Annotated in this window: 18 protein-coding genes; 10 read left to right on the top strand and 8 right to left on the bottom strand. The window is 67.2% G+C overall.

Going from position 1 to position 18,068, the window contains the following annotated elements:
* Positions 1–115 precede the first annotated feature (115 nt).
* The 4 genes from ABB25_RS01535 to ABB25_RS01520 all read left to right on the top strand — a co-directional run bounded on the left by ABB25_RS01535 (position 116) and on the right by ABB25_RS01520 (position 3,730).
* Positions 116–1,207, top strand: a complete 1,092-nt coding sequence (locus ABB25_RS01535; protein ID WP_057662736.1) for a sensor histidine kinase — start codon at positions 116–118, stop codon at positions 1,205–1,207.
* Positions 1,204–1,839, top strand: a complete 636-nt coding sequence (locus ABB25_RS01530; RefSeq protein WP_057662734.1) for a response regulator transcription factor — start codon at positions 1,204–1,206, stop codon at positions 1,837–1,839. The genes ABB25_RS01535 and ABB25_RS01530 overlap by 4 nt, the downstream gene beginning before the upstream one ends.
* A gap of 103 nt (positions 1,840–1,942) precedes the next feature.
* Positions 1,943–2,965 (top strand): patatin-like phospholipase family protein, encoded by a 1,023-nt coding sequence (locus tag ABB25_RS01525; RefSeq protein WP_057662732.1) that lies wholly within the window; start codon positions 1,943–1,945, stop codon positions 2,963–2,965.
* A gap of 312 nt (positions 2,966–3,277) precedes the next feature.
* Positions 3,278–3,730, top strand: coding sequence for a hypothetical protein (locus ABB25_RS01520; protein WP_152980907.1), 453 nt, complete (start codon positions 3,278–3,280; stop codon positions 3,728–3,730).
* Positions 3,731–3,850: 120 nt separating this feature from the next.
* Here the strand turns inward: ABB25_RS01520 and ABB25_RS01515 are convergent, their stop codons facing one another.
* The 4 genes from ABB25_RS01515 to ABB25_RS01500 all read right to left on the bottom strand — a co-directional run bounded on the left by ABB25_RS01515 (position 3,851) and on the right by ABB25_RS01500 (position 6,741).
* Positions 3,851–4,405 (bottom strand): XVIPCD domain-containing protein, encoded by a 555-nt coding sequence (locus ABB25_RS01515; protein ID WP_057662727.1) that lies wholly within the window; start codon positions 4,403–4,405, stop codon positions 3,851–3,853.
* A 10-nt stretch (positions 4,406–4,415) separates the two neighbouring features.
* Positions 4,416–5,090 (bottom strand): hypothetical protein, encoded by a 675-nt coding sequence (locus tag ABB25_RS01510; RefSeq protein WP_057662724.1) that lies wholly within the window; start codon positions 5,088–5,090, stop codon positions 4,416–4,418.
* A gap of 116 nt (positions 5,091–5,206) precedes the next feature.
* Entirely contained in the window at positions 5,207–6,094 is an 888-nt protein-coding gene (locus tag ABB25_RS01505) for a hypothetical protein (protein ID WP_152980905.1), read from the bottom strand.
* Positions 6,095–6,258: 164 nt separating this feature from the next.
* Entirely contained in the window at positions 6,259–6,741 is a 483-nt protein-coding gene (locus tag ABB25_RS01500) for an Lrp/AsnC family transcriptional regulator (protein WP_057662720.1), read from the bottom strand.
* 127 nt (positions 6,742–6,868) lie between these two features.
* Between ABB25_RS01500 and phhA the strand changes: the two genes are divergently transcribed.
* Positions 6,869–7,765, top strand: a complete 897-nt coding sequence (gene phhA / locus ABB25_RS01495) for a phenylalanine 4-monooxygenase (RefSeq protein ID WP_057662718.1) — start codon at positions 6,869–6,871, stop codon at positions 7,763–7,765.
* 53 nt (positions 7,766–7,818) lie between these two features.
* Positions 7,819–8,409: a cysteine dioxygenase family protein gene (locus ABB25_RS01490; protein ID WP_083488048.1), complete on the top strand. Its 591-nt coding sequence runs from the start codon at positions 7,819–7,821 to the stop codon at positions 8,407–8,409.
* Positions 8,410–8,412: 3 nt separating this feature from the next.
* Here the strand turns inward: ABB25_RS01490 and ABB25_RS01485 are convergent, their stop codons facing one another.
* On the bottom strand, positions 8,413–9,093 hold the full coding sequence (locus tag ABB25_RS01485; RefSeq protein ID WP_244477728.1) for a HEPN domain-containing protein: 681 nt from the start codon (positions 9,091–9,093) through the stop codon (positions 8,413–8,415).
* Between the two features lie 130 nt (positions 9,094–9,223).
* Between ABB25_RS01485 and eda the strand changes: the two genes are divergently transcribed.
* A complete protein-coding gene (eda, locus tag ABB25_RS01480; RefSeq protein WP_057662713.1) occupies positions 9,224–9,862 on the top strand; it encodes a bifunctional 4-hydroxy-2-oxoglutarate aldolase/2-dehydro-3-deoxy-phosphogluconate aldolase in 639 nt (212 codons plus the stop codon).
* 163 nt (positions 9,863–10,025) lie between these two features.
* Here eda and ABB25_RS01475 read toward each other — a convergent pair whose 3' ends face one another.
* Positions 10,026–12,113, bottom strand: coding sequence for a TonB-dependent receptor family protein (locus tag ABB25_RS01475; RefSeq protein WP_057662711.1), 2,088 nt, complete (start codon positions 12,111–12,113; stop codon positions 10,026–10,028).
* Between the two features lie 163 nt (positions 12,114–12,276).
* On the opposite strand from ABB25_RS01475, the gene ABB25_RS01470 reads away from it, so the two are divergent.
* Complete coding sequence (locus ABB25_RS01470) at positions 12,277–13,479, top strand: amino acid aminotransferase (protein WP_057662697.1); 1,203 nt, start codon at positions 12,277–12,279, stop codon at positions 13,477–13,479.
* An 83-nt stretch (positions 13,480–13,562) separates the two neighbouring features.
* Here the strand turns inward: ABB25_RS01470 and ABB25_RS01465 are convergent, their stop codons facing one another.
* Positions 13,563–14,801, bottom strand: a complete 1,239-nt coding sequence (locus ABB25_RS01465) for a DUF4010 domain-containing protein (RefSeq protein WP_057662694.1) — start codon at positions 14,799–14,801, stop codon at positions 13,563–13,565.
* A gap of 163 nt (positions 14,802–14,964) precedes the next feature.
* On the opposite strand from ABB25_RS01465, the gene ABB25_RS01460 reads away from it, so the two are divergent.
* Together ABB25_RS01460 and ABB25_RS01455 are read left to right on the top strand one after the other, a co-directional pair.
* Positions 14,965–15,978, top strand: coding sequence for a class 1 fructose-bisphosphatase (locus ABB25_RS01460; protein WP_057662688.1), 1,014 nt, complete (start codon positions 14,965–14,967; stop codon positions 15,976–15,978).
* Between the two features lie 205 nt (positions 15,979–16,183).
* Positions 16,184–16,873: a 2OG-Fe(II) oxygenase gene (locus tag ABB25_RS01455; RefSeq protein ID WP_057662684.1), complete on the top strand. Its 690-nt coding sequence runs from the start codon at positions 16,184–16,186 to the stop codon at positions 16,871–16,873.
* Between the two features lie 74 nt (positions 16,874–16,947).
* On the opposite strand, the gene ABB25_RS01450 is transcribed toward ABB25_RS01455, so the two are convergent.
* Positions 16,948–18,045 (bottom strand): PA0069 family radical SAM protein, encoded by a 1,098-nt coding sequence (locus ABB25_RS01450; RefSeq protein WP_057662757.1) that lies wholly within the window; start codon positions 18,043–18,045, stop codon positions 16,948–16,950.
* Positions 18,046–18,068 lie beyond the last annotated feature (23 nt).

Below are 18,068 nucleotides of genomic sequence, written 5' to 3'. Positions count from 1 at the left end.
CGCCGCTGGCGGGCTGAGGCGGGCAGTTGCCGTGGTCACCCATCCACCCTGCCGGAAGTCACTTTCTTGGCCTGTCGTCTTGTCGGCTGCCCCGCGCTCACCGCAGGATGGCCCCATGCCAGCCGCCCGCCCCTCCCTGCGCCACCCCCTCACCCTGGCCGGCCTGCTGACCTGGGCCACGGTGGCCATGACCCTGCACCTGGGGCAACCGGACCACCTGGCATTGCGCTGGGGCTGCGCCGGCCTGTTCCTGGCCGCCTATCTGGGCACCCTGCTGTACCCGGCCCGCGAACACCTGCGCCGCTGGCTGCTGTTGGTCGAGGCGGGCAGCGCACTGGGGCTGGCCATGCTGCCCGGCAGTGGCATCGCGCCGGCACTGCTGGTGCTGCTGGCTGCCCAGGCCGCGGCCACCTGGCCGCTGCGCCAGGCCCTGCTGTGGATGGGGCTGGTCAATCTGGTGCTGTACCTGCTGCTGCGGCCGATGCACAGCCAGCCGCTGCTGGTGGTGCTGTCCTTTGCCGGCTTCCAGGGATTTGCCATGCTCACCGTGCATTACGCGCAGGTTGCCGAGCAGGCTCGTGACCGCCTGACCCTGGCCCATGTCGACCTGCTGGCCACCCGCGCCCTGCATGCCGACCAGCTGCGCGATGCCGAGCGCTTGCGGCTGTCACGCGAGCTGCATGACGTGGCCGGGCACAAGCTCACCGCCCTGCGCCTGCACCTGCGTGCGCTGGCCAGCGCGCCCGGTGCCAGTGCTGAGCTGCAGCTGTGCCAGCAGCTCAGCGCCGAGCTGCTCACTGACCTGCGCGCGGTGGTGCAGGCCATGCGCGATACCGGCCAGCTGGACATTGCCACCGCGCTGCGTGCGCTGGCCGCCCCACTGCCGCGGCCGCGTCTGGAACTGGACATCGATGAGCATGTGCGCATCGACAATCCCGAGCTGGCCCATGTACTGCTGCGTTGCGTGCAGGAAGCGCTCACCAACAGCGCGCGCCACAGCCAGGCCCGTACCCTGCACGTGCAGTTGTCGCAGGACGGCAGCACCCTGCGGCTGTGCATCGCCGATGACGGCAGCCTGCGACAGCTGCCGCGCTGGGGCAACGGCCTGACCGGCATGCACGAACGCATCGTCGAACAGGGCGGACAACTGCAGGTGGGACGCAGTGCGTCGGGCAGCCTGCAACTGCAGGCGCGGTTTCCCGCATGAGCGGCGCGCTGCGCATTGCCCTGGCCGATGACCAGGCCCTGATCCGGGCCGGGCTGCGTTCGCTGCTGCAGCAACAGGGCCTTGAGATCGTGTTCGAGGCCGCCGATGGCAACACCTTGCTGCAGCAGTTGGCTGGGCAGCCTGTGCAGGTGGTGGTCAGCGACATCCGCATGCCCGGCCTGGACGGCATCGAGGCGGTGTGCCAGCTGCGCGCCCGGGGCGATACCACCCCCTGCCTGCTGTTGACCACTTTCGACGAGGCCGACCTGCTGCTGCAGGCAACCGCCGCCGGGGCCCAGGGCTTCCTGCTCAAGGACGCCGATCCGGCCGACCTGCAGGCGGCCATCATGCAGCTGGCTGCCGGAAAGACCCTGCTGCAGCCGGTCAGTACCGACAACGTACGCCAGCGCTACCGCTACCACGCCGACGGCGCCCCCAGGGCCCTGTTCAGTGCCAAGGAAGTGGCCGTGCTGCGCCTGATGGCCGGCGGCTACAGCAACCGCGAAATCGCCGGCAGCCTGTTCCTGGCCGAGGGCACGGTGAAGAACTACGTGTCGGTGATCCTGGACAAGCTCGATACCCGCGACCGCACCCGTGCGGTGCTCAAGGCCATCACCCTGCAGGTCATCTGAACCCTGGCCACGCCGCGATTGCCGGTTCCCGGCAGCCGGTGATGCCCGCCCCACAGGCAGGGTCTATGCTGCACGCCTTGCCCTCCCATCCGTCGCTGCGTCCATGGCCACGATCCGTCTTGCTGCCCTTGCTTCCTCCCTGACCCTGCTGCTGGCCGCCTGCGGCGGTGACAACACCCGTCCCGATGCGCCAGCCGCACCGGTGGTGCGCACCGAACCGGTGAAGATCGGTGTGGCGCTGGGCGGTGGGGCGGCCAAGGGCTTTGCCCACATCGGCGTGATCAAGATGCTGGAAGCCAACGGCTTCGAGCCGGTGGTGATTTCCGGCACCAGTGCCGGCAGCGTGGTCGGTGCGCTGTATGCCAGCGGCATGGATGCCTTTGAAATGCAGGAAAAGGCCGTTGCCCTGGACCAGGCTTCGATCCGGGATGTACGCCTGTTCTCCGGTGGCCTGATCCAGGGCCAGAAGCTGCAGGACTACGTCAACGAACTGCTGGGAAACCGCAACCTGCAGCAGATGCGCAAACCGCTGGCGGTGGTCGCCACCCAGCTGGAAACCGGTGAGCGCACCGTGTTCACCCGTGGCAATGTCGGCCAGGCGGTGCGCGCCTCCAGCTCGATTCCCGGGGTGTTCGAGCCGGTGGCGATCAGCGGCAAGACCTATGTCGATGGCGGCGTGGTTTCACCGGTGCCGGTGGATGCGGCGCGCCAGCTCGGCGCCGAGGTGGTGATTGCGGTGGACATTTCCAGCAAGGCTTCCGGCCAGCGTCCGGACGGCCTGCTCGGCACGGTCAACCAGTCCATCGCGATCATGGGCCAGCGCCTGGGCGAGCAGGAACTGGCCCGCGCCGATGTGGTGATCCGCCCGCAGGTACTGGATATCGGCGCGGCCGATTTCGCCCAGCGTGACCGTGCCATCGTCGAAGGCGAGAAGGCCGCGCAGGCGGCGATGCCGCAGATCCGTGCCGCCGTGGCACGGGTACGCACGCAGAAACAGCAGGCCGCCACGGCCAGCGCCCGCCAGCAGCAGGCACAGCAGCAACAGGCACGCCAGGCCTGCCTGGAAGCCCGCTCGCGCATGGACAAGCTGCGCGGCAACGAGGCGATGTGCGCGCCGGTCCAGTAAGCCGGCGCACTTCAGCCTGGGTGTGGTCCATCCAGGTTCACTGCGCGATCTGTGACCTTCCGCGCGGCAAGGCCGGCAGTGTCTGTTTAAAGGTATCGGACCCGGCGATATGCCCTGCCTGAGTGCGCCGCTCAGCCGCTTCTTGCGGTGCTGCCGCCGCGCTACCGTTGCCCATGCCTTCTTCTCCCGTGACCCTTGCCCTGTCCCTCAGCCTCGCCGGCCTGACCGCGTGTGGCCATGGCCAGGCAGCCAGCCCCGCAGGACACCTCCCTGAAACGTGTCCAGCAGGCGCCTCAGGAGGCGTCCGCAGCCTTGCAGGCCGTGCTTGGCCTGATCCAGCACAGCCGGCAGCTGTCTGACCTGACCATCGAGCACGTTGGCCGGCACATGGGCCAGCCGCTGCAGCAGGCCGATGGCGACAACACCCGGCATGGCTTCGGGGTGCAGCTGGATGACAACTGGAATTACGGCGTGCTGCTGGACAGCCGGCAGCAACCGCGCTTCGAACTGAGCTTCAACAACAGCACCGATGACAGCAGCATCGGTGACAGCGCCTCGATGCAGACGCTGTGCCAGCTGGACTACGCCGGGTTCACCGCCAGGCTGGAGGCGCAGGGCCTGCAGCGTGCCTCCTTCCATGGCGGGCACGGCCAGCTGCAGCGCGAAATCTTCAGCAAGCCCGGGTTGCAGGTCAGCGTCTACCCGCAGGGCGAATCGGCCGGCAATGCGCAACAGCTGTGCGTGCGCATGGTGTCCATCCCCTGATCAACGGCTCTGCCCTTTAGCAGCCCGCAATGCCTCCGGCATCGGGACACGCTGATGGTACGCAGGCAAACCTGCTGACTGCGGCCACTGCACACGTGTGCGCTGCGGGCAATGGCCCGCTCAGCCCATCACCGGCCCGCTGTGCATGTGTGGCAACGAGTGCTCCCGCCCGCGTTGCACCCCTTGTTCCTGCGCCTGCCGTTGGTCGTTCACTGCCAGCTGCTGGAAGGACTGCTCCACCGGGGCCGCCAGTGCCTGCGCCAACGGCATCTGTGCACGCAGGTACGCAGGATCACCTGGCTCGCCTTGCACCACGAAGACATTCGGCCCGTGTTGCCCGCACACGCCCGTGCGTCCGATCAACACGTGATCCACCCGCTGCAGGCCGGCACCGGCTGCCAGTGTGGTGGCGCTCGCCGTCAGGCACTCGCTCTGTGCATCCCATCCCTTGCCCAGGCCCACATCCACAGCGTGCACGCCGGCCCTGCATTGCTGGTAAAGGTCATGCCGTGCCTGCTCAGGCAGACGAGGATCAACCGCGGCCAGCGTAGGTTGCGCAGGCAATTGTGGCGCGCTTGCATCGCTGATCAGAAACGGGCTGACCATGATCGCCCTGTCCTTGTTCACGTCGTCCGGATGGAACTGCCCACGCAGCGTTTCGCGCAGCTGGCGCACCTCGCGAGCGTCATCCAGATACTGCGGTCACCTTGACGCTGCCAGCCGGAAGCACGGCCAAAGGCACCGGCACCACCGGCGCGTTCAACGTTACTGATACTTCCCTGCGCCACTGTCCTTTGTCCTCGTCATGCACATAGATCGCCCCTCGATAGGCAATCCGGTCCGGGTCGAGGTTGGAAACAGGCTGCACTCCTTGTGGCATGCGCGCTTCTGCCATGTGCTGCAGGTAGCCCACTGGGTCATCGATCAAGTCCTTGTACTTGCCGAGGACCCGCCTGCTGGTTTCCTCCATCCGGTCCAGGCCCAGCCGATTGTTGTCCAGCAACATGGTCCAGACAGCTTCGGCTTCCTCGCGCCCCCCATAGGCACGCGCAGCTTCCAGCAACTTGTAAGGTGTCCAGGCCGAAGGATGGATATCACGGGCCATAAACGCGTCGTCATGCGCCTTCTGTATGTCTTCCACCGGCAGGTTGAGCGCCAGCTCGGGGCTATCTTCTTCAAAGCGCTTTTTCCTCAGCGCAAGATCACGCTGCATCAGCTCTACCCCGAAGGCCTGCCACTGGCTTTCGCCGTAGTGGGCACCGTCCGCGCGTGCCTGGCGGTCGGCAAAACTGTTGGCAGTTGCCCCCCGGCGCATTGTCGTTGCGCACCACGCCCAGGGCCAGCAAACCATAGCCATCATTGCCCTGCTTCTGGGCCAGGTAGTTGAAGTACAACTCGCGATTATCCGCTACCGCATATGACTCAAGAATCTTGAGATCCTGTGCGGTCAATCCTTCCTTGGCTGCGCTCACTTGCTCACTCCTTGATATTGTCAATCAGCAATGCGCGGGCACGCTGGCGGATGCGTTCCCAGTTGGTCAGGCCTTCACGTGGGTATTCCACGAGGACGATCACGTCGAGCTCCTCGATGACGAAGTGCTGCTTGCACCCGGCAAAGCCGGTGACCCGCTTTTTCACCATCTTGCCGTCACGGTATTCCACTCCCGATTCGGTGATCTGGCGCGGAGTGCACTCGATCAACTGATCAATCCGGCCCGAAACATCCCGGGAAACAAACCAGTCATGGTGGAACGTCGGCTCCATCACTGACGCGGTTTCAGGCAACCCGTTTTCTCTGTAGTAGGCCCGCACCTTGTCCATATCGATGTAGTAAGGCTCCAGGCCATGTACCAGTTCGCCCCGGATACGCGCGTCGAGGGATTTTTGCGGGGCATCCACTGGTTCTATCCACGGCGTATATCGGTTGCGCATCACCTCCCACAGCCGCCCGTTCCGGATGTGGGAATAATTCACCCTCACCGTACGTGCGGCCACATCCACACTCAGGTTCATCCGCTCGCCCGGCTTGAACGGCTCCAGCGAGGGGTATTCCAGCGCCAGCGAGAAACTACCGTCGTGCTGCGGACCCATCTGGGTACTGAAATAGTTCTGAGGAAGCTCCAGCAGGTACGGGCCAATGCAGGCCTGCTCGATCGGTGAGGGTTCCTGGTAGGCATTGACCGGCTGGTTGTCGATCGTAATCGAACACCCTTGCTCATTGGTCAGCGACCGAGGCGGCTTGCGCGGAGTCTCGGCCTGTGCACAGGCGCCAAGCAGAAGCAATGCAGCGATAGCGCTGGAAAATATTTTTTGCATGTGCAGTGCCATCATTGCAACGGGCGCGACAACCTTACGCCAGACCACCAACTCGATGCACGGAAAGCGGCCGGTTGTGTGGAGCGTTTCACATCGTAGGTTGGTTGCGATGGATTACCCGGTTGTGCCATGTCGGCCTGGTCTGCATGTCTTGTCGGCAACTGCAAAAATGGCCTGCCGTCACTGCGCTTTCGCGCAGCACAGAAAACCCATTACTCCAGCTGCGACAACGGCAGCGCGCGAAACTCCTTCACCGTGCGCAGCACGAAGCTGGAATTGACGTCGGCCACGCCGGAGGCATTGAGCAGCTTGTCCAGCAGGAAGGCCGAGAAGTGGTCCAGGTCGCGCACATAGACATGCAGCAGGTAGTCCATGTCGCCGGTCAGTGCGTGGCAGGCAACCACCTCGTCCCACAGCTGCACCGCCTCGATGAACTGCGCGATCGCCGCATGCCCATGTTTGGCCAGCTGCACGCGGACGAAGGCCTGCAGGCCCAGGCCGATCGCCCGCGGCTGCAGCCAGGCGCCATAACCGCCAATGACACCCTCGCTTTCCAGCCGCTGCACCCGGCGCAGGCAGGCCGAGGGCGACAGGTTGACCCGCTGCGCCAGCTCGGCATTGGTGGCGCGTCCATTGCGCTGGATTTCGGCCAGAAGCCGCAGGTCCGTGCGGTCCAACGGGATGGATCCTGACATTGCTGCCTCGCAACATGCGTTTGACGCAATATTGTTGCGTCAAACACCCTGCTGTGCGCAACTACGCAACCCTGTTGCGCGGGCTCCTGCCTAGGATGCAGGGACTCATCCGCCAACAGCGCCCGCCATGGACACCAGCAACCCCCGCCGCGTCGAACACCAGCACACCGACAAGGGCTATGTGCCGGTCTACACCACCGCCGTGGTCAGCCAGCCATGGGACAGCTACCGCGCCGAGGACCACGCCACCTGGGGCACGCTGTACCGGCGCCAGCGCGAACTGCTGGTGGGCCGCGCCTGCCAGGAGTTCCTCGACGCCCAGGATGCGATGGGCATGGGCGATGCGCAGATTCCGCGCTTTGACCAGCTCAACCAGGTGCTGGGCGCGGCGACCGGCTGGCAACTGATCGCGGTGGAGGGGCTGCTGCCGGAGCTGGACTTCTTCGAACACCTGGCCAACCGCCGTTTCCCGGTGACCTGGTGGATCCGCCGCCCCGAGCAGATCGACTACATCGCCGAGCCGGACCTGTTCCATGACCTGTTCGGCCATGTGCCGCTGCTGATGGAACCGCGCTTTGCCGACTACATGCAGGCCTATGGCGCCGGTGGCGTGCGCGCGGCCCGGCAGTTCGGGCCGGAGGCACTACAGAACCTGACCCGGCTGTACTGGTACACGGTGGAGTTCGGCCTGATCAACAGCGCCGACGGCCTGCGCATCTACGGCGCCGGCATCGTCTCCTCGGCCGGTGAATCGCACTACAGCCTGGAATCGGCCGCGCCCAACCGGATCGGTTTTGACCTGCAGCGGATCATGCGCACCCGCTACCGCATCGACACCTTCCAGAAGACCTACTTCGTCATCGACAGCTTCGAGCAGCTGATGGAAGCCACTGCGGTGGACTTTGCCCCGCTCTACGCCGGGCTGGCCGAGGCCCCGGCCATTGCCGCCGGTGCGGTGCTTGCCGATGACCGGGTGTTCCAGTGCGGCAGCGGCGAAGGCTGGAGCAGCGAAGGCGACGTCTGAGCCAGCCCCCGCCGCCAACGATCCGTTAACCCGGCTGACCTAGACTGCCGGCCATGGCAATGATCAATGGAACCGATCACATCCTGCCCGGCTTGCACAAGCTGGTGCAGGTACTGGATACCGCCGTGGCCAACCGCAGCCCTGCCCATGCCTATGCTGGCGTGTGTACAGCGCTGCCGCTGCTGGTCGGTGATGCCCAGGTCCAGCTGCCGGCCTTTGCCTGGCGTCCGCACCCGGAGCATTACGCCCGCCACGAGCTGTATTGCAGCCGTGAGCATGGTTACTGCGTGGTGGCCATGGTCTGGGCTCCCGGGCAGGCCACGCCACTGCATGACCACGACGGCAGCTGGTGTGTTGAAGCCGTCTGGTCCGGCCAGCTGGAAGTCACCCACTGGCACTTGCTGCAGGCCGATGACGATACGGGGTGGCGCTTTGCCCAGGGAGCGCGCCAGCATCAACGTGCCGGTGACTGCAGCGGACTGCTGGCCAGTGCGCCGTACCACAGCGTGCGCAACCCCGACCCGCAGGCGGTGGCCGTCTCGATCCATGTCTACCAGCACCGGCTCGGCCAGTGCATGGTGTTCGACCCCGACCGTAACGGCCGCCACTGGCCGCGCCTGCTCCCCCTGGCCAACGACGCCTGAGGCTCAGGCCCTGTCCAGTTGCAGGTCCGGCAGCCACGGGTAGGCCACCGGCCCAAACCCCTGCTGCTGCGTGGCATCGGCCTCCATCATCAACTCCAGCATCAGCGGCAACAACGCACCGAGCAGGCGCACGCCATCGCGCAGCTGGCTGCGGTTGGCCGCGCTGCGCCAGGTGGCACCGCCATGGACCAACTGGTTGCGCAGCACATACAGCCGCTCCAGCACCAGCATCAGGCAGGTGTCGGTTGCCTTGTCCAGCACCGCGCGCATGGCCAGCTGCTTGCTTTGCTCGAAGCTGGTCTTCCAGCGCTGGGACGCATCGTGCCCGGCCATCGCGCGCCAGAACGGCGCGTACACAAAGCGGTTGTCCATCAGCGTGCGGACCGGCCCGCTGAAGCGCTCGAACAGCAGGGCGTGGATCCGCTGCTCGCGATCCAGCCCGAGCAGGCGGTCGATGAACAACCGCGCCTTGGCCAGCTCCTTGCCCTCGTCGTTGAACTGGCCGGCATAGGCGGCATTGAAGGCTACCCAGAGGAACAGGAAGCGCGCGTCATCATCATCCTTTTCATGCTCGGCACGGCCCAGCCAGCTCAACGCCCGGTGCAGCCGGGTGCGCATCGCCTCGTCCTGGCCTGCGCGCAACTGACGTTGCCGCAATTGCAGCACTTGAACACTGATCGACACGCGGCCCCCTGCCTGAATGTGCGATGGCTCACAGATTGAAGCGGACCGGTGTCCTGCGCAAGACCACCGCCAGGCGCTAGCATGGCTGCCCCGCCCGGCATCCGGGCAGCTTGTCTGGTGAGGTTGAGCGATGTCCCCTGCTGATCCGCGTCTTCGCGCGATGCTGCGCCTGGCCCCGGTGATCCCGGTCTATACACCCGGATCGGTGCAGGAGGCGGTGGCGGTGGCCCAGGCCCTGCTTGATGGTGGACTGCCGGTGATCGAAGTCACCCTGCGCACGCCGGTGGCGCTGGAGGCGATCGCGGCGATTGTGCAGGCCGTACCCGACGCGGTGGTCGGCGCCGGCACCGTCCTCAACGGCACGCAGCTGGAAGCGGTGAAGGCCGCCGGTGGCCGCTTTGCGGTAGCCCCGGGCGCTACCGATGCGCTGTATGCGGCCGCGCGCGGCGCGGACCTGCCGTTGCTGCCGGGGGTGGCCACGGCCAGCGAGATCATGCGCGGGCTCGAACACGGGGTGGATACCTTCAAGTTCTTCCCGGCCGCGGCCGCTGGCGGGCGCGCGCTGCTGGCGGCGTGGAACGGACCGTTTGCCGATGTCCGTTTCTGCCCGACCGGCGGCATCAGCCAGGCCAATGCACGCGACTACCTGACCCTGCCCAATGTGCTGTGTGTCGGTGGCTCCTGGCTGACCGAGCGCAGCCTGCTGCAGGCCGGTGACTATGCCGCGATCGGCCGGCTGGCCGCGCAGGCGGCGGTACTCAACGGCTGAGCCCTGAGGCCCGCGGCGCACCGGTCTGCACGCTGCAGCCGGTCGGCAATGGCTGCCGGCAACCGTGCGTTGTTGCTTCCCCGCATTGAGGGCAGCGGTCCGTCCACAAGCGGCTGGATGGCTGCCGGCTGGCGCGGTTGCAACCACTGCCGACCGCGCGGGATCAGCCCCGGCTGTTTCCGCCCCAGCGCCAGCGCAGCCCCAGCCGCCAGCTCCGCCCGGCCCCGGGTTCGTAGTAACGGCCATTGCCGTCATTGACCACGACCGAAGCGACATGCCGGCGATCGGCCAGGTTGTCCACCGCCAGCGACAGCTGCAGCGGGCCGGCGGAAGTCATCCAATCACGCCAGAGCCCGGCATCGAGCAGCAGATGCCCCGGTGCCCGCGCCAGGTTGGCATCGTCGGCGGGCATCGCCGAGACCGCGCTGGTTCCCAGCTGCCACTGCCAGCCGGCGTGCCGGCCCTGCAACTGCAGCGCCAGCACATCGCGTGCGGTACCGGGCAGGCGCCGGCCCGGCTGCAACCCCGCGCAGCCACGGGCATCACACTGGTGCACCCGGGCATCCAGGCGGGTCCACGCCAGCTGCGCCTGCAGATGGTCAGTGAGCGGCAGCCGTGCTTCCAGCTCCCAGCCCTGGCGCCGGGTACTGCCCACGTTGCGGTAGGCGCTGCGTCCACCGCTGCTGCTGGCCACCGCCAGCTCATCGGCGGTATCAGCACGGAAAAACGTCAGGCTGGCCCGCGCGTGCGGGCCGGCCTGCCAGCGCAGCCCGGTTTCCCACTGCTGGCTGCGGGCCGCACGCAGGTCCAGCGCCAGGCCGGGGGCGCCATCGGCACGGTAGGCCAGCTCGTTGAAAGTCGGGGTTTCCAGCCCGCGGCCGGCAGCCAGGTGCCAGCGCCAGTTGGCGGTGGGCGCGAAGCTGACCCCGGCAACCGGCGTACTGCGGTGATAGGCCGTGCGCCCGCTGTCATCCGGGTTGTCGGCACTGATGTAGCGGTCGGCGGAATGGAACTGCACCCGGCTGTGGCGCAGACCGGCCTGCAGCTGCCAGCGCGGCAGCGGTTGCCAGGCCAGCTGGGCATGCCCGTCCAGATTCCAGACCGTATCAAACTGCTCGCGGCGCAGGCGGCCACGCACCCCGAGCCGGGAGCCGGCGAAATTTTCCCAGCCGCGGCGCAGCTGGCGCTGGCCTTCACTGTTGATCCCGACACTCCACTGCCAGGCCGGATGTGGCTGGCCGGACAGCCGCAGGTCCAGCCCGGCGAAGTCACTGGCCAGGTCGACCACGCCACCACCATGCAGCGGGTTGGCCTGCGCGGCCGCCGGGATCGACAGGAACTGCAGCACCTCGCGTTGCCCGGCATGCGCGGCCAGGCGCAGTGCGCTGCTGCCCAGCGGTTGGTGCCAGACCGCGCCGAGCTGGTCCTGGCGCACCGATTTACGGGTGTTGAAGGTTCTGGCCACTGGTGCGGCCAGACGTGGGTCGCGCCGCCATTCCTGGTCGGTCAGCGCGCGGGGATCCTGGGCATCGGGGGCATCGAAATACTGTGCACTCACGCTCAGCGTTCCCTGCCCGGGCAGGTCCCAGTCCAAGCGGGTGGCCAGGCTGCTGCGCTGTGCACGGCTGTGTTCACGCGCACCGTCGCTGCGCCAGTGCATCGGGACGATACGGTAGCCCACCCCACCGAGCTCGCCCTGCAGGCGGGCACCAAGCATCGCCTCGCCGTCGCTGCCGCCCTGGACCTGCAGCCACCACGGGTCACCGGCGGCGGGCCGGTCGCTGAGCAGCTGCACCACCCCGCCACTGGCATTGCCATGCAGCGCGGCGAATGGCCCGCGCACCACCTCGATCCGCTCCACCCCGAGCAGGTTGAACTGGGTCAGCTGGGCCTGCCCGTCCGGGGCGCCGGCCGGCAGGCCGTCGGCGAGCACGCGGATCCCACGCACGCCGAAGGTGGAACGGGCACCGTAGCCACGGATGGACAGCTGCAGGTCCTGCGCGCGGTTGTGGCGGTCGCGTGCCAGCACCCCGGCCACGCCGGAAAATGCCCCGGCCAGATCGACACTGGCCGCAGAGGCCTGCTGCCCGACCTCGACCACACTGGTGCTGGCGGGCAGATCAAAAGCATCACGGCCAGGCAGCCCGAGTGCCCGCACCTGCACCGCCTCCAGGGCGGTGGCCGGCGGCGGGGCGGCGGTGACCGCTGCGGCAGGCTGCAACAGCCCGGCAAGCAACAAAGCAGTATTCATCCGAGCATCATCACCAGAGTGACGGCCAGTGCAAGCCGTCGGCATGGTTGCCACTGCAACGCTGACGCCGCATGACCTTCCGGACTGTTACGATGAGCCGGTTTTACGCAAACCTTGGTAACCGCTGCGCCCTCCTCCCGCCACTGCCTTTACGAGTACTGCCGTGTCCGTTTTTGCACATGTCCAACAGGTCCCCGGTGATCCGATCCTGGGCCTGACCGAGGCGTACAACGCCGACTCCCGCGCCACCAAGGTCAACCTGGGCGTGGGCATCTATTACGACGAGCAGGGCCGCATCCCGCTGCTGCAGGCGGTGCGCAGGATCGAGGAGCAGCTCACCGCGGCCGGTCGCCCGCGCGGTTACCTGCCGATCGACGGCCTGGCCACCTACACCAACGCCACCCGCGAGCTGGTGTTCGGCAAGGAATCGGAGCTGGTCGCCGCCGGCCGCGTGGCCACCACCCAGACCATCGGTGGTTCCGGTGCGCTGCGCGTGGGCGCCGAACTGCTGGCACAGACCCTGCCGCATGCCACCGTGGCCATCTCCAACCCGAGCTGGGAAAACCACCGCGCGGTGTTCACCGCCGCCGGCTTCACGGTGGTGGATTACACCTACTTCGACGCCGCCAGCCACGGCCTGGACTTCGACGGCATGCTCGCCGACCTGGCCAGGCTGGAACCGGGTACCACCGTGCTGCTGCACGCCTGCTGCCACAACCCGACCGGTGCGGACCTGACCGAGGCGCAGTGGAAGCAGGTCGCTGCGCTGCTCAAGGAACGCCAGCTGTTCCCGTTCATCGACATGGCCTACCAGGGCTTTGACAAGGGCATCAGCGAGGACGGCGTGGCCGTGCGCATCGTTGCCGAGGCCGGGATCGACAGCTTCATCATCGCCAATTCCTACTCCAAGTCGTTCTCGCTGTATGGCGAGCGCGTCGGTGCACTGTCGGTGGTGGCGGCCGATGCCGCGCAGACCAAGGCGGTGCAGTCGCACATCAAGCGCATCATCCGCACCATCTACTCCAGCCCGTCCACCCACGGTGCCGCGCTGGTGGCCGGTGTGCTGGGCAGCAGCGAGCTGCGCGCGCTGTGGGAAGACGAGCTGGGCCAGATGCGCAACCGCATCCATGCCCTGCGTGCCGGCCTTGTCAGCAAGCTGGCCGAACTGGGCGCGCCGGAATTTGCCTTCATCCAGCAGCAGGCCGGGATGTTCTCCTACTCCGGCCTGAGCCGCGAGCAGGTCGACCGGCTGCGTGACGAGTTCGGCATCTATGCCGTGGGCACCGGCCGCATCTGCGTGGCCGCGCTGAGCCAGAACAACCTGGATTACGTGGCCCGCGCGGTATACGCGGTCAGCCGCGGCTGAGCCCGGCGCAATCCAGTGATGCAGGAGCCCGGGGCAACCCGGGCTTTTTGCTGCCTGCCCGGCCGGCATGACACCGGTGCGGCTCAGGCCACCGGCAGCAACCCGCTCACCGTGGCCGCGGCAGCCACCATCAGCGCCAGTCCCGCGCCGACGCGCAGCGCATAGGCCGGGCCACCGCTGAGGAAGGCCAGCACCGACTTGGCCAGACCGGCAGCGGCCAGCAACGCCACCACCCCCCAGCGCGCGGTCTGCAGCCCGAGCTTGCCCGAGACCACCGGGCTGGCGATGCTCACCGCGCCGGCCTGCAGCTCGGCCAGCGCGGCAATGGTTGCTGCCGCCAGCGCCCCGGCCTGGCCGAACAGCTGGCGCAGGCCTTCAGACAGCAACAGCACCGCGGCAATCACCAGCGCGATCACCAACGCATGCCCGAGCTGGAACGCCTTGGCCCGGCTGGCCTGGGGCAGGTCGTCCAGCGGCGCTGCGCGCAGGCCCAGCGCGGCACAGGCGCACAGCAGCATCGCGGCCGCCAGCAGCGGCCAGGCGCAGGCCCGCAACAGGGCCGGCGAAGTGGTACCGATCACCGCGGCCAACAGCAGCAGCGAGGCCAGGTTGGCCAGCAATGCCGCGGCAGCAGCGGGCGCCACCAGGGCGCGGTCGGCCAGGCTGCTGCGGCCGAAGCTGGCCACCGCTGCGGTGGAGGAGGCAAAGCCGGCAAAGAAACCGGCCACCGGCAGGCCCCAGCGCGCACCTACCAGACGCTGGGCGACATGGCCGAGCATGCCCACCGCCATCACCAGCACCACGATCTGCCACAGCTTGGACGGCACCAGCACCTGCCAGGGGTCGACCGCGGTATCGGGCAGCAGCGGCAGCACCACCAGCGCACAGGCGGCCAGCAGCAGCGCGTCGCGCATTTCCTGGTCGCTGATCACCTCCCGGCTGAGCCGGGCCAGCGGCGCTTTGGCCCACAACAGGATCGCCACCACCACCCCCAGCGCCGCGGCCAGCGCCTGGGCCTTGAGCACCAACCCGCCCAGCAGCACGGTGATCAGCAGCGCGATCTCGCCGGTCAGGCCCGGATCATGCGGGGCGGTGACGCGGTAGCTGCTCCAGGCCAGCAGTGATGCGGCCAGCAGCGCAACCAGGAACACCGGTGTGCCCAGCAGGGCCGCCACCGCCCCGAGCAGGGCCAGCAGCGCATGCGTGCGCACACCGGCCTGCAGTGTGCGGATATCCCCGTGCTGCCGCTCGCGTACCGCCCCGATCAACAGGCCGATGCCCAGCGCGGCCAGCAGGGCGTGGGTTGCCTGACCCCAGTCCATCGCGTCTCCCTCGAATCTGCCCATGGTACGGCGCGCACCGGTAAAGCCAAGGCCAGCCCGCCATCGCTGCGGCACCGCGCCGCCCTGGTGCTGGCCGGGCCAGCTCGTCAAACGCCGGCCAAACCGCGACAATGAGGCCCCTTTTGCTCAAGGCTGCCCCTCCATGTCCCGCACCTCGCTGACCCGCTTCCTGGTCGAAGAGCAGCAGGCAGGCCGCATCACCGCCGACCTGCGCCAGTTGATTGCCATCGTTGCCCGCGCCTGCACCTCGATCTCCATTGCCGTCGGCAAGGGTGCGCTGGGCGGTGTGCTCGGCGATGCCGGCACCGGCAACGTGCAGGGCGAGGCGCAGAAGAAGCTGGATGTGATTTCCAACGACATCCTGCTCGAGGCCAATGCCTGGGGTGGCCATCTGGCGGCCTGCGCCTCGGAGGAAATGGACCACAGCACGCCGATGCCGGCCGAGTACCCGCACGGTGACTTCCTGTTGCTGTTCGATCCGCTGGACGGCAGCTCCAACATCGATGTGAACGTGTCGGTGGGCACGATCTTCTCGGTGCTGCGCAAGCCGGCCGGGGTCGATGTGCCCGGCGACGGGGACTTCCTGCAGCCCGGTACCGCCCAGGTCGCGGCCGGTTACACCATCTATGGGCCGTCGACGATGCTGATCCTGACCGTCGGCCACGGCACCCACGCCTTCACCCTGGACCGGGAGACCGGCGAGTTCGTGCTGAGCCAGCGCGGCATGCGGATTCCGGAGGACACCAGGGAATTTGCGATCAACATGTCCAACCAGCGCCACTGGGAACCGGCGATGCAGGCCTATGTGACCGACCTGCTGGCTGGCAAGACCGGCCCGCGTGGCAAGGACTTCAACATGCGCTGGATCGCCTCGATGGTGGCCGATGTGCACCGCATCCTGACCCGTGGCGGCATCTTCATCTATCCGTGGGACAAGAAGGACCCGTCCAAGCCGGGCAAGCTGCGCCTGATGTACGAAGCCAACCCGATGGGCCTGCTGGTCGAACAGGCCGGCGGCGCGGCCACCAACGGCCGCGAACGGATCCTGGAGATCGAACCGACCGGCCTGCACCAGCGCGTGCCGGTGTTCCTCGGTTCGAAGAACGAAGTGGCCGAGGCCACCCGTTACCACCGCAACGCCGACCAGGCCGAGTAAGCACTCTGCACAGGGTTATCCACAGCAAGGGCGGCCTCGGCCGCCTTTGTTGTCTGCGGGAAAACCCTTGTGGGACAAGGTGTTCGACAAATTTATTACGTGAAACATCGGCAGGTTCCACGGATACGCGATGCAGCGCACAAAGTTGTCCACAATCGGCAAGAGCGCCTGTCAAGGCTTGCCTGCCCCCTGCTAGGCTTGGGCCATGAACGATTTCATTGAAGTGATCGACAATGCCGTAGACCCGGCATTGTGCGCGGCGATTGTGGCGCAGATGCAGCAATCCCAAGGCCTGCGGGCCGGCGAGGTCGGCGGCGGGGTGTACCCGGAGCTGAAGCACAGCCGCGACCTGCGCCTGGCCGGGCAGCCGGAATGGGCCCAGGCCAATGCCGCGATCCAGCAGGCGGTATTCGCCGGCCTGCTGGCTTATCTACGCACTTATCCACAGGCGCTGATTTCGCCGTTGATGCTGCAGGTGCCACTGGCCGATGGCGTCCGCCGATTGCAGGCCGAGGACATCGCCGGCATGGATGACGCTGCCCTCGGGCAGCTGGCGCGGACCTGCCTGCGCCCGGGCGCGGCCAACCTGCAGTGGTACCGCAGTGGCGAAGGCGGCTACCCGTACTGGCACTGCGAGCTGTATCCGCGCGATGTGCAGTGCGAGACCCTGCACCGGCACCTGCTGTGGACGCTGTACCTCAATGACGGCTTTGCCGAGGGTGAAACCGAGTTCCTGTTCCAGCAGCGCAAGATCGCCCCGCGCACCGGCAGCCTGCTGATCGCCCCGACCGCCTTTACCCACACCCATCGCGGCAACCGGCCGCAGGGTGGCGACAAGTTCATTGCCACCAGCTGGATCCTGTTCCAGCGCGCCGAAGCCCTCTACCCCGCTTGAACCAAGGTTTTCAGCCTTTTCCTGTGGGCAACCCACGATATCCACACAGGGTTATCCACAGAAAGGGCCGGCCTTCAGAACAACTCGCCCTGCGCTGACGGCGGACGCGGCGCCTGCGGAGGCACGAAATGGCTGCCATCCAGTGCCTGCCACTGCCCGGCACTGGCTGCGTACCCCAGCCGCCGGCAGGCCAGGCCAAAACGCCGCGCCAGCAGCTGTGCATACACCCCGGTGCCGCGCATGCGCTGGCCGAAGCTGCTGTCATAGTCCTTGCCGCCACGCAGCTGCTGCACGGTACTCATCACATGCGCTGCGCGTTGCGGGTAATGCGCAGCGAGCCAGTCGCGGAACAACGGTGCCACCTCGTGCGGCAGCCGCAACAGCACATACCCGGCCCGCCGTGCCCCCGCCTGCCAGGCCGCCTCCAGTACCGCTTCCAGCTCGGCATCGTTGATCCACGGAATCACCGGAGCAACCATCACCGAAACCGGGATACCGGCAGCGGACAGGCGCTGGATGGCCCGCAGCCGCGCATGCGGCGCACTGGCGCGGGGCTCCAGCCGGGCCGAGAGCCTGGGATCCAGCGTGGTCACCGAAAACGCGACACTGACCAGGTTGCGCCGGGCCATCGCTGCCAGCAGGTCGATGTCGCGTTCGATCAGCGCATTCTTGGTGATCAGGCTGACCGGATGGCCACAGTCATGCAGCACCTGCAGGCACTGGCGGGTGAGCTGCCGGCTGCGCTCGATCGGCTGGTAAGCATCGGTGTTGATACCCAGCGCGATCGGCTCGGGCACATAGCCGGGCCGCGACAGGGTGTGCAGCAGACGCTGCGCGGCATTGGTCTTGGCAAAGATCCGGGTTTCAAAATCCAGCCCCGGCGACAGGTTCAGCCACGCGTGGCTGGGCCGGGCAAAACAGTAGGAGCAACCATGCTCACAGCCACGGTACGGGTTGAGCGAGACGTTGAAACCGACATCCGGCGAGGTATTGCGGCTGAGGATGGAGCGTGCGGTTTCCTCGTGGACCTGCGTGCGCAGTGCCGGCTCGGCAAACTCCTCGGTGGTATCGGCGCACCAGCCATCATCCACCGCCTCGCTGATGGTGCGCTCGAACCGCCCGGGCAACCGGCTGTGGCTGCCACGGCCCTTGATTGGCCGGTTGTTGTCCATGGCCACAGCATGCCGCGGCGGCG

The sequence above is a fragment of the Stenotrophomonas koreensis genome (assembly GCF_001431525.1).
GTDB lineage: Bacteria > Pseudomonadota > Gammaproteobacteria > Xanthomonadales > Xanthomonadaceae > Stenotrophomonas > Stenotrophomonas koreensis.
The sequence above is the reverse complement of the archived record's forward strand: the minus strand, read 5'-3'. Positions and strand labels throughout refer to the sequence as shown.

Coding starts and splice junctions, on each gene's coding strand:
- ABB25_RS01535 (WP_057662736.1), top strand. CDS start 116: ATGCCAGCCGCCCGCCCCTCCCTGCGCCACCCCCTCACCCTGGCCGGC.
- ABB25_RS01530 (WP_057662734.1), top strand. CDS start 1,204: ATGAGCGGCGCGCTGCGCATTGCCCTGGCCGATGACCAGGCCCTGATC.
- ABB25_RS01525 (WP_057662732.1), top strand. CDS start 1,943: ATGGCCACGATCCGTCTTGCTGCCCTTGCTTCCTCCCTGACCCTGCTG.
- ABB25_RS01510 (WP_057662724.1), bottom strand. CDS start 5,090: ATGATGGCTATGGTTTGCTGGCCCTGGGCGTGGTGCGCAACGACAATG.
- ABB25_RS01500 (WP_057662720.1), bottom strand. CDS start 6,741: ATGTCAGGATCCATCCCGTTGGACCGCACGGACCTGCGGCTTCTGGCC.
- phhA (WP_057662718.1), top strand. CDS start 6,869: ATGGACACCAGCAACCCCCGCCGCGTCGAACACCAGCACACCGACAAG.
- ABB25_RS01490 (WP_083488048.1), top strand. CDS start 7,819: ATGGCAATGATCAATGGAACCGATCACATCCTGCCCGGCTTGCACAAG.
- eda (WP_057662713.1), top strand. CDS start 9,224: ATGTCCCCTGCTGATCCGCGTCTTCGCGCGATGCTGCGCCTGGCCCCG.
- ABB25_RS01475 (WP_057662711.1), bottom strand. CDS start 12,113: ATGAATACTGCTTTGTTGCTTGCCGGGCTGTTGCAGCCTGCCGCAGCG.
- ABB25_RS01465 (WP_057662694.1), bottom strand. CDS start 14,801: ATGGACTGGGGTCAGGCAACCCACGCCCTGCTGGCCGCGCTGGGCATC.
- ABB25_RS01460 (WP_057662688.1), top strand. CDS start 14,965: ATGTCCCGCACCTCGCTGACCCGCTTCCTGGTCGAAGAGCAGCAGGCA.
- ABB25_RS01455 (WP_057662684.1), top strand. CDS start 16,184: ATGAACGATTTCATTGAAGTGATCGACAATGCCGTAGACCCGGCATTG.
- ABB25_RS01450 (WP_057662757.1), bottom strand. CDS start 18,045: ATGGACAACAACCGGCCAATCAAGGGCCGTGGCAGCCACAGCCGGTTG.